Consider the following 12,706-nt stretch of genomic DNA (forward strand, 5'->3'; position numbering starts at 1 on the left):
GGGGTCCGGCCGGAGCGCGCGGTGGGGGGCCGTGCGGTTCTGGGCCCGAGGGGGCGTTCGGGCTGCTGGCCGCCGGTTTCCCCGCCGCCACCGGGGCGACCGGTGGCGGTGGGGGCCGGCGTGGGGGTCCGTACCGCCGACGAGGAGGTACGACGATCACGCTAGCGGCAACGGAACGGGCGAAGAGGGCATTGCGGGCCGCGGCCGGTGTTCTTAGGGCGGGCTTAAGGAACCCATGGGCGGGGGTTAATGCTGGGGGCCGGGGGCGGCCGGGGACCGGGGCTCCTTGCGCCGCTGCCAGCCGGTCCGGCGGCCGACCCGCCGGCCGTGTCCGCGCCGGCCGCGCTCGGGACGGCTGCCGTGCAGGCCGATCCAGATCCGGACCTCCGTGCCGCCGAGGACGGAGCGGCCGATGCGCAGGTCGCCGCCGGTGGACTCGGCGACCCGGCGCACGATGTCGAGACCGAGGCCGGTGGAGCCGACGGACCCGCTCGCCGCGTCGCGCCCGCTGGCGCCCCGGGCGAGGGCGGCCTTCGGGTCGGAGATTCCCGGGCCGGCGTCGGAGACGAGCACGATGACCGCGTCGCCGCTGTGGTGGACGTCGACGGAGAAGGCGGTGCCCTCGGGGGTGTGGCGGAAGACGTTGCCGAGCAACGCGTCCAGGGCTGCGGCCAGTTCGGGCCGGGCCACGGGGATGCGCACCGTACGGTCGACTCCCGCGAGGCGCACCTCGCGGCCCTCGTCCTCCGCGAGCGCCGACCAGAAGCCCATCCGTTCGCGGATCACCTCGGAGGCGTCGCAGCCCGCCCCCGCCTGCCCGTTCTGGGGCTGCGGTCGCTGCTCGCGGGCGGTGCGGATGATCGTGTCGACCTCGTGCTCCAACTGCTGGACCGCCGCCCGGGTCTGCTCGGCCGCCGGGCCCTCGCCGAGGGACGCGGCGTTCAGCCGGAGCACGGTGAGCGGGGTGCGGAGCCGGTGCGAGAGGTCGGCGGCCAGCTCGCGCTCGTTGGCCAGGAGCTGGACGACCTGGTCGGCCATGGAGTTGAACGCGACGGCGGCGGAACGCAGTTCGGTGGGGCCCTCTTCGGGGACGCGGGTGCCCAGGCGCCCCTCCCCCAGGTCCTGGGCGGCGCCCGCGAGGCGCTGGGCGGGCTGCACCATCCGTATGCCGAGCCGGTCGGCGACCGCGACCGAGCCGACGATCAGCGCGACGCCCACGCCCGCCAGCGTCAGCCAGGCGGTCGCGACCCCGTGGGAGACCTCGCGCTCGGGGACGAACACCTCGACGACGGCGATGTCCCCGGTGCCCAGCGCGGTCGGCTGGAGGAGTGCGAAGCCGTCGGTGACCTCGGTGATGGAGGCGCGGCCGGCCTTGCGCACGGTCGCCACGTCCTTGGCGGTGGCGCGGCGGGTGCCGATGTCCAAGGGCGCGCCCTCGGCGGGGACATGGACGGCGAGGCGTCCCCGGTCGCCCGGTTCGGTGGACAGGACGGCCCGGGTCAGCTTCTCGCGGTCGGTGGTGATGGAGAGCGTCGGGGCGATCATCGCGGCCTGGCGTTCCGCGTCGGAGAACGCCCGGTCGCTGGCCATCTCCCGGATGACGAGTCCGAGCGGCACGGCGAAGGCGATGACGACCATGGCGGTGACCGCCAGGCAGACCTTGACCAGGGCCCATCTCATCCGGGCGGCTCCGTGACCGGTGTATCGGCCGGGGTGCCGACCTGGGCGTCGGCCGGGGGCTGGAGCTTCACGCCGACGCCGCGCAGCGTGTGCAGATAGCGCGGCCGGGCGGCGGTCTCGCCGAGCTTGCGGCGCAGCCAGGACAGATGGACGTCGATGGTCTGGTCGTCGCCGTAGGACTGCTGCCAGACCTCGGCCAGCAGCTCCTTGCGGGCGACGACCACGCCGGGCCGCCCGGCCAGGAAGGTGAGCAGGTCGAACTCGCGTCGGGTCAGGTCGAGTTCGGCTCCGTCCAGCTCGGCGGTGCGGCGCAGCGGGTCGATCGAGAGTCCGCCGACGCGGATGACCCGGGGCGGCGGCGCCCCGCCCCCGGCGGCGCGCGAGCGGCGCAGCACGGCGGCCATCCGGGCGGAGAGGTGCTCGACGGAGAACGGCTTCGTCAGGTAGTCGTCGGCGCCGTCGTTGAGCAGCCGGACGATCTCGCCCTCGTCGTCCCGGGCGGTGGCGATGATCACGGGCACATCGGTGATGGACCGCAGCATCTTCAGCGCCTCGGCACCGTCCAGGTCGGGCAGCCCGAGGTCGAGGATGACCACGTCGAAGCGGAAGTGCGCGACCTCGCGCAGCGCTTCGAGCGCGGTGCCCACGCTCCGTACCGTGTGGGAGGCCTCACTGAGGTGCCGGATGAGGGCGGAACGTACGAACTGGTCGTCCTCGACCACGAGCACACTTGCCATGGGCCGCACCGTACGCCATGCCGGCAGGCCCGGTCCCGGCCCCGCCGGAAACCTCCGCAAAGGACCGGAGAAGAGCGGTTGTCCGGGGCCCGGGAGGAAGAGCGGGCGCGGACCGGGGCGGGCCAGGACGGGCCGGGTGGTGCAGGATGTGCCGATGAAACGAGGACTCGTACACGCGCTGGCGTGGACGCTCGCCACCGGCTCGGCGGTCACGCTCTCGTGGTGGGGCGTGCACACGGTCATGACGGGGACGGCCTACGACCCGCCCCGGGCCGTGCCGGTCTCGCTGGGTTCGGGGCCTCCTCAGCGCATCGGGCAGAGCACCGGGGCGCCGCTCGTCTCCTCGACGCACCGGACCTCGCCCGCCCCGTCCGCCTCCGCCCCGTCGCGCACCCGCGGGTCGAGCCCCTCGCCGTCGGCCCCGCGCCCTTCGCGTACGCCTTCGGCCACGCCGAAGAAGCCGCCCGCGCCGTCGGCCCCGGACAAGGCGCAGAGCGAGGTGAAGAGCTATCGCACCGACGGCGGCCGGGTGGTGTTCGAGTTCGCCGCGCGCTCGGCGAAGCTCGTCTCGGCGACGCCCGAGCCGGGCTGGTCGATGCAGGTGTGGACCAACGACGCCTGGATCCGGGTGGACTTCAGCGACGGGGGCGGGAAGGACGGGACGACGTACTCGGTGTTCTGCACCTGGAACGGGACGCGGCCGACGGTGCAGGTCGTCGAACCCTGATCCGGGCCGGGCCGGCAGTGGTCACGGGTTCTCGAAGACGGATGGCGGCGGCGCGGGCGACGGTCTGGCCGCCGCGTCGGTGACGACGGCCGCGCCGCCGGTGAAGTCGGTGAGCGCGCGGCCGTGTTCGACGCGGCCGGGGTGCGGATCGCTCGCCACCCGCCGGGTGAACTCCGCGACCGGGAGCGCCACGGCCGAAGCGAGCAGGACCGCGTTGCCGAAGCGGCGGCCCCGCCAGACCACCGGGTCGGCGGCCAGCGCCAGTTCGGGGAAGACGGCGGCGGCGGTGGCGACCTGGCCGCGCAGATGGGCGAGCGGTGGGCCGTCGGCGAGGTTGGCGGCGTACCGCCCTTCGGGTTTCAGGACCCGGCGCACCTCCGCGAGGAATTCGGCGGAGGTCAGGTGGGCGGGGGTGCGGGCCCCGCTGAACACGTCGGCGATGATCAGGTCGGCCCAGCCGTCCGGGAACCTGCCGAGCCCTTCGCGGGCGTCGGCGGCCCGGACCCGGACCCGGGCCTGGGGGTCCAGCGGGAGGCGGTCGCGCACGAGCTGCACGAGGGGCGCGTCGAGCTCGACGATCTGCTGGGTGGAGCGGGGGCGGGTCGCGGCGGTGTAGCGGGCGAGGGTGAAGGCGCCGCCGCCCAGGTGCAGGACGTGCAGCGGCTGGAGCGGGGGTGCGGCGAGGTCGATGACGTGCCCGAGGCGGCGCTGATAGGCGAAGGCGAGGTGCGTGGGGTCGTCGAGGTCCACGTGGGACTGCGGGGCGCCGTCGATCAGGAGCGTCCAGGCGCCCGGGCGCTCCCGGTCGGGTATGAGCTCCGCGAACCCGCCGCCGACCTGCTGCGAGACCGGCTCCCGCTCGGCCCGGCCGGCTCCCCGGCCGCCGCCCTGCCGCCCCTTCGCGCCTTCGGCCCTGCCCTTGCCCGTGGCCTTGTTCTTGCCCGCGGCTTTGTCCTTGCCCTGGGCGGACGCTCCTCGACGTGCCACGTTCGCTGGTCCTTGCTGGTGGGGGCCCGGTTCGCCGGCCGCGCGGAGGTGTTCCGCCCGTCCGGCCATTATGGGCTCAGCGGCAGTTGTCGACCGCCTCGATGAGCCGGGCGGCCTGGTCGAGGGCGGCGCGGAGCACGGCCGGATCGGTGACCGGGGCGTCCTCGGCGGGCGGAAGCAGCCAGCCGGAGCCGGAGCCGGGCGGCTCGGCGGGGATGCGCAGCCCGCGGCCGTCGGTCCGCGTACAGGCGCTGCCCGGTACGTCCCAGGCGTCGGCGGTGCCCGGCGGGACGAGGAAGCCGAGGGTGTCGCAGGCGCCGTCGTGCAGGACCGGGCCGACGGCCTCCTGGTCCCGTCCGCGGCGGAGGATGTCGACGGCTTCCAGCCCCTGCCGGGCCGGGACCGTGACGAGGTCGCAGGACTGGTCCCCCTGCGCCGGGGCCGTCGGTTTCGTCGCGGTCGTCCGTGAGCCGGTCTCCCTGCCGAGATGCAACAAGGGAACCCCTCCTCTCATCGCCGAACGGAGCCACGCTCCGTCTCCGCATGGACCAACGCCCCGAGTGCGTCAAGGGCTACGGGCCCACACCGCCGCAAAGGGTGGCAGTTCATGGCAGATCACGGGTGGTATGCCCCTTTCGCAACGAAACGCTGCGTGTGCGACCCGTCACAACAGGTACGTTCTTGCTCCGCCGGGACACCGGGAACCACGGGCTCCGGCCGCACCAGAGAGGGGCCGGCCATGGTGTCGACAGCGGCAGTTCCCAACCTCGCCTTCCGCCGGCTGCGCGGACAACGCTCCGCCGGGGAGTTCGCGGCGGCCGTCCGCAGAGCGGCGCGGGAGATCGGGGAGCAGGTCGCGTGCGACGCCCGCTACATCGGGCGGGTGGAGTCGGGGGAGATCCGCTGCCCCAACTACGCCTACGAACGCGTGTTCCTGCACATGTTTCCCGGGGCGTCCCTGGCCGACCTGGGGTTCTCGGCACGCGAGAGCGTACGGGGGCGGGGCGCCCGGATCGTGTCCGAACCTCCGCCCACGACGGGCCCGGGCCCGACCGTATCCGCCGCTCCCCCCTCCGCCTCCCGTCCCTCTTCCCTGTCCCCTTCCCGTCCCGCCCCTTTCCACCGCGACACCGAAACCGACGACTTCCCCGAGGAGAGCGACGTGCTGCGTCGCGTGTTCATGACGAGCGGGACCACCACGGTGGCCGCCGCTTCCCTGGGTCTCGGCGGGGCGCCCGCCTCCGCCCGGGTCTCTCTGCCCACGCAGCGCCGGGTCGGCGAGGCGGAGGTGAACGCCGTCGAGAAGGCGGTGCGGCAGATCCGGCTGCTGGACGACCGGCACGGCGCGGACGGGCTGTACCGGCGGGCCGCCCAGCCGCTGCGCACGGCGTACGAGCTGCTGGACGCCGGGACCACCGCACGGCGCGCCACCTCGGACCGGCTGCACGCGGGCGCGGGCGAGCTGGCCATCTCGGTGGGCTGGCTGGCCCACGACTCGGGCCGCTTCGACGACGCCCGCTCGCACTACGCGGAGGCGCTGGCCACGGCGCGGCTGGCCGGGGACGCGGGTCTTGAGGCGCACGCCTTCTGCAACACCTCGTTCCTGGCCCGGGACGCGGGGCGGCCCCGGGAGGCGGTACGGGCGGCGGAGGCCGGCCAGCGGGCCGCCCGCACGCTGGGGTCGCCCCGGCTGCTGGCGCTGCTCGCGCTGCGGGAGGCGGGGGGCCGGGCGGGGCTCGGGGACCGGACGGGGTGCGACCGGGCGATCGGGCGGGCCCGTGCGGCGTTCGACCGGGGCACGGCGGCGGGTGATCCGGAGTGGATGAGCTTCTTCCGGGAGGCGGAGCTGGAGCTGCTGGAGGCGCAGTGCTGGTCGGCGCTGGGCGACTGGTCCCGGGCGGCGCGGCACGGGCGGCGGGCGACGGCGCTCCAGGACCCGCACTTCACCCGGAACCTGGCGCTGTACCGGGCCCAGCTCACGGGTGACCTGGCCCGGGCGGGCCGGGCGGACGAGGCTGCGGCGACGGGGCAGCAGGTGCTGGACCTGCTGACCCGGGTCCAGTCCTCGCGGATCCGGGGGATGCTGGCGGGGGCGGCGCGGGTGCTGGAGCCGCGGGCCGGGGCGGGCCCGGTGGCGGCCTTCCTGACCCGCCACCAGGAGTCGGCCGTGCCCGGCATCCCTGCCGGCCCGGGCAACGCCGGCGGCCACCCCGGCCGGTAGGTCGACACCTGGCCGCTCCGGCGGCCGCCCCAGCCCGTCGGGGGCCGCCCACGCCCGTCCGGCGGTTGCCGCAGCCGTCCGGCGGCCGTCCCAGCCCGTCCGGCGGCCATACCGACCTGTGGGGGGCCGCCCACGCCCGTCCGGCGGTTGCCGCAGCCGTCCGGCGGCCATCCCAGCCCGTCCGGCGTTTGAGGACGGAACCGGCAAGCACGTTCCAGGGTGCTGATCAGGGCCTCCCGCGCCACGGACCCGCGGAGAGCACGCCCACCGGACGAAGGGTTCCGTCCTCAAGCGCCGGACGGGCTTGGGTGGGCCGGGTCCCGGCGGACCGATGCCGCTACCGGTCCAGGTGGCCCGTGTCGTTCCAGCGTTCCACGGCCGGCAGGCCGTACGCCCAGCCCAGGACCGACAGCGACGTCGGCTCCAGGCGGATGCGGGCGCCGAAGGACAGGTCCTCGCCCAGCCACCGCGCGCCCAGCGCCCGCAGGATGTGGCCGTGGGCGAAGACCAGGACGTCCCGGTCCGCCGACCGGGCCCAGTCGACGATCTCGTCCGCGCGGGCGGTGACGTCGGCGACGGACTCCCCGTCCGGGACCCCGTCGCGCCAGATCAGCCAGTCGGGGCGGTCCGCCTTGATCTGGGCCGGGGTCAGGCCCTCGTACGCCCCGTAGTCCCATTCCATCAGCGCGTCCCACGGCTCGGCCCGCTCCCCGAACCCGGCGAGTTCGCAGGTCTCGGCGGCCCGGACGAGCGGGCTGGTGCGGACCTCGACGCCGGGCAGCCCCGCCCACGGCGCCCGGTGCAGCCGCTCGCCGAGGAGCTTCGCGCCCTCGCGCCCGTCGTCCAGGAGCGGGATGTCCGTCCTGCCGGTGTGGTTGCCCCGGACCGACCACTGGGTCTGGCCGTGCCGGGCGAGCAGGATGCGCGGTGCCATGAAGGCTCTCCCTGGAACGTTGGTGCTGTTGGGATCTTCCATCATCCCGTACCACCCGGACAGGCAACCTCCCGGGACGTGCGGGCGTCCCACCCTGAGCAGCGCCCCGGCCGACAGCTCGGACCAGGGCGGGGACCGCTGCGTACGGGACGTCCGGAAGGGGACCCCCGGGGGGATCGGCGGCACGGCGCCGCCGTACGGTTGAACGTTCGTCGTCGGCCGCATGAACATGGGGAGAGCTACCGGATGCCGCACGCCACCGCGCCGCCCGCAACCGGTCATCGCCCCCGCTGGTGGACGGAGCTGCCGCTGATCGCGGTGGTGTACGCGCTGTATTCGGTGGGCCGGCTCCTGGTGCGCGGCGACGTGTCGACGGCGGTCGACCACGGTCTGGCGATCCTGCGGCTGGAGCAGGCGCTGTACCTCAACGCCGAGCACCCGCTGAACCGTCTCTTCACCAGCACCCCGTCCCTCGGGATACCCGCCGACTTCGCGTACGCGTCCCTGCACTACGTAGTCACCCCGGCCGTCCTCATATGGATGTTCCGGCGCAGGTCGGCCGCGTACCGCGCGGCCCGGGTCTGGCTGATGAACTCCACACTGCTGGGCCTGGTCGGCTTCACGCTGATGCCGACCTGTCCGCCCCGGCTGCTGGACGCGAGCCACGGCTTCGTCGACACGATGGCGCAGTACAGCGCGTACGGCTGGTGGGGCGAGGGGGCGAGCGCCCCGCGCGGGCTGAGCGGGATGACCAACCAGTACGCGGCGATGCCCAGCCTGCACGTCGGATGGTCGCTCTGGTGCGGGATCCTGCTGTGGCGGCACGGCCGCCACCCCCTGATACGGGCGGCGGGAATCGCCTATCCGCTGATTACCACGGTCATCGTGATGGGCACCGCCAACCACTACTTCCTGGACGCCGTCGCGGGCGCCGCGGTGATGGGCGTCGGGGCCCTGCTGGTCAGGCCCGTCATGCGGATCGCCGACCGGTTCAAGGCGTGGGGCGCGGCGCGGTTCACCGGGCCCGCCGCCGTCCTGTTCGCGGGCCGCGGCGAGGGCGGCCGGAGCACCGTCGCCGGGTCCGTGTCCGCGACCGTATCCGCGACCGTGCCCCCGAATGTCAGTACCGGATGCAAGACTTCCCCGGGTGAGCGAATCCCCGGCCAGCGGACCACCTCCGCAGATCCCCCCGGCCCGGCAGTCAGCGGCACGACAGCCGGCGACGACGCCGACGCGTCCGCGAGCGACGACGCTCCGGCAGCGGCTCGCTGAGCTGCGCGGCCCGTCCGTCCAGCCGCACCCGCTCGACGCGAGAGCCCTGGCCGCCCTCGCCGCCAACCCCGGCTGCAAGCGGCGGGCCCTGCTCGACGGCGCCGGGGTGGACAAGAGCGTGCTGGCCACCGCGCTCGGCTCCCCCGCCCCCTTCGGGCAGTCCCAGTTCGCCTTCATGCGGGGCAACGCGTTCGAGGCGAGGGTCAAGGCCGACGGCGGCGCCGAGCTGCTGCGCCTGCTGTACGAACGGCTCGGCGGCGGGGCCGAGGCCCCGGCCGGGGACGCCGCCGCACCCGATCTGAGTGCCGCCGGTCCCGAGGGCCGTGCCGCGCGCACCGCGCTCGCGCTCCGCGAGGCCACGGCGGCTGGCGGCTGGGCGCTGCTGGACCACCCGATGCTGGCCCTGGAGGTGGCGGGTTCCCCCGCCTATCTGGAGCCCGACGCGGTCGTGGTGCACCCCGACGGCCGGTGGACGGTGGTCGAGATCAAGTCGTTTCCGATGATCGACGCGTCGGCCGACCCGTCGAAGGTCGGCGCGGCCGCCCGGCAGGCCGCGGTGTACGTGCTGGCGCTGGAGCGGGTCGCGGCGGTGACCGAGGGCGCGGAGGTCGGGCACCGGGTGCTGCTGGTCTGCCCCAAGGACTTCTCGAACCTGCCGACCGCCTCCGTCGTGGACGTGCGCAAGCAGCGTGCCGTGACCCGTCGGCAGCTGACCCGGCTGACGCGCGTCGAGGACATCGCGGCGGCGCTGCCGGAGGGGACGACGTTCGATCCGGCGTGCCCGCCCGAGGAGCTCGACGCCGCCGTGGCAGCCGTGCCCCCGGCGTACGCCCCGGAGTGTCTGGCCGCCTGCGAGCTGGCCTTTCACTGCCGGTCGAGGTCCCGGGCCGAGGGGGCCGTGGAGGCGCTGGGCCGGAGCGTGCGCGGCGAGCTGGGCGGACTGACCACGGTGGCCGGGGTGCTGGCCGCCGCCGCGGGCAAGGAGGGCGATCCCGCCGATCCGACGGTCGCGGCGCTGCGCCGGGCCGCCGCCCTGCGCGCCGAGGCGCTGGAGAGCGCGTCCGCCGCACGTGCCGGGACCGCGGCGCCGGAGGGTGCGGGCGCATGTCGCTGATCACCACCCTGGCCCGGCTGGAGGCCGTCGACACCGGCCGCGCCCAGCCGCTGGCGACCGTACGGCACCGCCATCTCACCGACCGGCCGCTCGTGCTGGTGCCGTTGACCACCGCCGGCGAGGCCGGGGCCCCGCTCGGCGCGCTGGTCGGCACGGACCGGGAGGCGCCCCGGCTGCTGGCCGTCGCCCAGCCGCGCGACCGGGACCTGCGGTTCGCGTTCCTGGCCGAGCTGGCGGAGGCGGTCCTGCCGCACATCGAGGCGTACGCGGACGTCGTCGAGCCCGCCGAGCGCAACGAGACCGACCCGGCGACCGGTAAGAAGACCAAGGTCGAGGTCGAGCTGTGCACGGACGCCGCCCAGCTGATCGTGCCGAGCCGGGCGGGCGTCGAGTTCGTCCGGCTGCTGGGGCGGTCCATGCGGTTCCGGCGCACCGCCGAGGACGATCCGGACACGCCGTATCCGGCCCCGGCGCGGGTGCCGCTGCTCGGCCGCTGGCTGACGCACTACGGGGAGCGGGCCCGGGTGCCCGGCTCCTCGCTGCTGCCCGCCGTCACGGATCTGCTGAACCGGCACTGGGCGACCGGGCAGAGCAGCCTGGAGGACCAGCACCTGGGCGCGCTGCTGGCCTGGATCGACCCGCCGGCCGGCTCGTCGGGGGCCGAGGCCGCGCTCCGGGCCGAGCTGGCCCGGGACTGGGAGGGCCAGCTGCTGTGCCCGCCGGCGGGACCGGCCACCGACCCGGACTTCGACAACCGCCTCCTCGCCCCGGCGATCGAGCGGTACGACCGGGCGCGCACCGCGCTCGCGTCCGCCGAGGACGGCCTCGCCGCCGATGCCCGCCTCGGTGAGCTGAGCGCCGCCGAGCGGGAGATCCGCTCGCTGCTGGCGCGGGTCATGCTGCCGACCTGGGACGCGGTCTGGCGGGGTCTCGACCTGCTGCGGGAGCTGCCCGAGGGGTCGCGGGCCGAGGACCGCTGGACCCGGGACCGGTGGTCGTTCACCGGGCACCGGGACCGGGTGCGCTCGGGCGAGCCGCCGCAGCCGCGCCGTGACGACGCGGTGACGGCGGCCCAGAAGCTGGCCTCCCGGGAGACCGCCCAGGCCCAGTTGGAGGCGCAGGAGGCACTGGACGATCCGCTGGTGCTGGCGGGGCGGCGGCTGGCGGGCGAGGCGTTCCTCGCCACGGTGTCCGAGGTGGAGATGGCGTACACCGAGTCCAAGCGGCCCTCCCCGCGCCCGCTGGTCACCGTCCGCACGGACGAGCGTCCGCACCTGGCCGAGCGGACGAAGGTCTACCGCTCGCTGGAGGGCAAGCCGCAGACGGCGGAGTTCGTGCGGTACGCGGACGGACCTCCGGCCGACGACGGGGAGATCCCGCTGGTGCTGCGGATCCTGGACCGGATGGGCCGGGGCAAGGAGCCCGCGCCCGGTTCGGTGCCGGAGCCCGGCGAGCGGATCGCCTGGACCCTGTTCGAGCACGACCAGCGCGGCGGCCCGAAGCTGCCGGACCCGGAGGAGACGCCGTGGACCCACGGCGGCCCGCCGGGCGCGGACGCCGCGACGCGCGCGGAGCGACCCGACCCCGTGACCCCGGAGGACCTGCTGTGACCACCGCCGTCTGTGAGGGCCTGCTGTGATGACGACCGTCTTCGACCCGGGCGCGGCGGCGGCGCGGGCGACCGGGGCGATCCTCGACGACACGCTGCGCGGCACCGCCCGGGGCATCGTCGTGGACTCCCCGCCCGGCGCCGGGAAGTCGACGCTGGTGGTCCGGGCGGCCCTGGAGCTGGCCGCCGCCGGGCATCCGCTGATGGTGATCGCGCAGACCAACGCCCAGGTCGACGACCTGGTGGTACGGCTCGCGGAGAAGGACCCGGAGCTGCCGGTCGGCCGGCTGCACAGCAGCGACTCCGACCCGTACGACAAGGTCCTGGACGGGCTGGGCAACGTGACGAAGTCGGCGAAGGCGGCGGATCTGGCCGGGCTCGACGTGGTGATCTCGACGGCCGCCAAGTGGGCGCACGTGAAGAACGTGGAGCCGTGGGGGCACGCGATCGTCGACGAGGCGTACCAGATGCGCTCGGACGCGCTGCTGGCCGTGGCCGGGCTGTTCGAGCGGGCGCTGTTCGTCGGGGACCCGGGCCAGCTGGACCCGTTCTCGATCGTCGGCGCGGACCAGTGGGCGGGGCTGAGCTACGACCCGTCGGCGAGTGCGGTGTCCACGCTGCTCGCGCACAATCCGGAGCTGCCGCAGCACCGGCTGCCGGTGTCCTGGCGGCTCCCGGCGTCGGCGGCCCCGCTGGTGTCGGACGCGTTCTACCCGTACACGCCGTTCCGCAGCGGCACGGACCACGGGGACCGGAAGCTCTCCTTCGGGGTGGCGTCGGACGGTTCGGGGCCCGACCGGGTGCTGGACGAGGCGGCGGAGTCCGGGTGGGGGCTGCTGGAGCTGCCCGCCCGGCACACCCCGCGCACCGATCCCGAGGCGGTACGGGCGGTGGCGCTGGTGGTCCGGCGGATGCTGGACCGGGGCGGGGTCGCGACGAGCGAGCGGGCCGAGGAGCCGGTGCCGGTGACGGCGGACCGGGTGGCGGTCGGGACGGCCCACCGGGACCAGGCCGCGGCGGTGCGCGCGGCCCTCACGGAGCTGGGCGTCACCGGGGTCGCGGTGGACACGGCCAACCGCCTCCAGGGCCGCGAGTTCGACGTCACGGTGGTGCTGCACCCGCTGTCGGGGCGGCCCGACGCGACCGCGTTCCACCTGGAGACGGGCCGCCTGTGCGTACTGGCCTCGCGGCACCGGCACGCCTGCGTCGTGGTGTGCCGGGAGGGGGTGGCGGACCTGCTGGACGAGCACCCGTCCACGGAGCCGGTCCAGCTGGGCGTCACGGTGAAGTTCCCCGACGGCTGGGAGGCGAACCACGCGGTGCTGGCACACCTCTCGGAACGGCGGGTGCGGTGGCGGCCCTGAGCCGGGGGCGCGTCCACGCCCTCGGCCCGGGGGCGCGCCCCCGCCGCACGCCCCGGCCCCC

The 12,706-nt window shown here is 75.5% G+C and carries 11 protein-coding genes; 6 read left to right on the forward strand and 5 right to left on the reverse strand.

The window, feature by feature from the left end; all coding sequences use genetic code 11:
* Window positions 1-246 precede the first annotated feature (246 nt).
* Complete coding sequence (locus OG245_RS12530; protein WP_371623603.1) at window positions 247-1,680, reverse strand: ATP-binding protein; 1,434 nt, start codon at window positions 1,678-1,680, stop codon at window positions 247-249.
* Complete coding sequence (locus OG245_RS12535) at window positions 1,677-2,417, reverse strand: response regulator transcription factor (RefSeq protein ID WP_371623604.1); 741 nt, start codon at window positions 2,415-2,417, stop codon at window positions 1,677-1,679. The genes OG245_RS12530 and OG245_RS12535 overlap by 4 nt, the downstream gene beginning before the upstream one ends.
* Window positions 2,418-2,571: 154 nt before the next feature.
* Between OG245_RS12535 and OG245_RS12540 the strand changes: the two genes are divergently transcribed.
* The gene (locus OG245_RS12540; RefSeq protein WP_371623605.1) at window positions 2,572-3,144 is read left to right on the forward strand and encodes a hypothetical protein; all 573 of its coding nucleotides are present in this window, start codon (window positions 2,572-2,574) and stop codon (window positions 3,142-3,144) included.
* A gap of 21 nt (window positions 3,145-3,165) precedes the next feature.
* Here OG245_RS12540 and OG245_RS12545 read toward each other — a convergent pair whose 3' ends face one another.
* Together OG245_RS12545 and OG245_RS12550 are read right to left on the reverse strand one after the other, a co-directional pair.
* Complete coding sequence (locus tag OG245_RS12545; protein ID WP_371623606.1) at window positions 3,166-4,131, reverse strand: spermidine synthase; 966 nt, start codon at window positions 4,129-4,131, stop codon at window positions 3,166-3,168.
* A 76-nt stretch (window positions 4,132-4,207) separates the two neighbouring features.
* Window positions 4,208-4,627 (reverse strand): hypothetical protein, encoded by a 420-nt coding sequence (locus OG245_RS12550; RefSeq protein WP_371623607.1) that lies wholly within the window; start codon window positions 4,625-4,627, stop codon window positions 4,208-4,210.
* Window positions 4,628-4,870: 243 nt separating this feature from the next.
* On the opposite strand from OG245_RS12550, the gene OG245_RS12555 reads away from it, so the two are divergent.
* A complete protein-coding gene (locus OG245_RS12555; protein WP_371623608.1) occupies window positions 4,871-6,352 on the forward strand; it encodes a tetratricopeptide repeat protein in 1,482 nt (493 codons plus the stop codon).
* Between the two features lie 337 nt (window positions 6,353-6,689).
* On the opposite strand, the gene OG245_RS12560 is transcribed toward OG245_RS12555, so the two are convergent.
* Window positions 6,690-7,286, reverse strand: a complete 597-nt coding sequence (locus tag OG245_RS12560; RefSeq protein ID WP_371623609.1) for a histidine phosphatase family protein — start codon at window positions 7,284-7,286, stop codon at window positions 6,690-6,692.
* Between the two features lie 246 nt (window positions 7,287-7,532).
* Here OG245_RS12560 and OG245_RS12565 point away from each other — a divergent pair, with 246 nt between their 5' ends.
* The 4 genes from OG245_RS12565 to OG245_RS12580 all read left to right on the forward strand — a co-directional run bounded on the left by OG245_RS12565 (window position 7,533) and on the right by OG245_RS12580 (window position 12,645).
* Entirely contained in the window at window positions 7,533-8,558 is a 1,026-nt protein-coding gene (locus OG245_RS12565) for a phosphatase PAP2 family protein (RefSeq protein WP_371623610.1), read from the forward strand.
* 106 nt (window positions 8,559-8,664) lie between these two features.
* On the forward strand, window positions 8,665-9,672 hold the full coding sequence (locus OG245_RS12570; RefSeq protein ID WP_371627867.1) for a hypothetical protein: 1,008 nt from the start codon (window positions 8,665-8,667) through the stop codon (window positions 9,670-9,672).
* On the forward strand, window positions 9,663-11,282 hold the full coding sequence (locus OG245_RS12575; RefSeq protein ID WP_371623611.1) for a hypothetical protein: 1,620 nt from the start codon (window positions 9,663-9,665) through the stop codon (window positions 11,280-11,282). Before OG245_RS12570 ends, OG245_RS12575 begins: the two co-directional genes overlap by 10 nt.
* 28 nt (window positions 11,283-11,310) lie before the next feature.
* Complete coding sequence (locus OG245_RS12580) at window positions 11,311-12,645, forward strand: AAA domain-containing protein (protein WP_371623612.1); 1,335 nt, start codon at window positions 11,311-11,313, stop codon at window positions 12,643-12,645.
* Window positions 12,646-12,706 lie beyond the last annotated feature (61 nt).

The sequence above is a fragment of the Streptomyces sp. NBC_01116 genome (assembly GCF_041435495.1).
Taxonomy (GTDB): Bacteria; Actinomycetota; Actinomycetes; order Streptomycetales; family Streptomycetaceae; genus Streptomyces.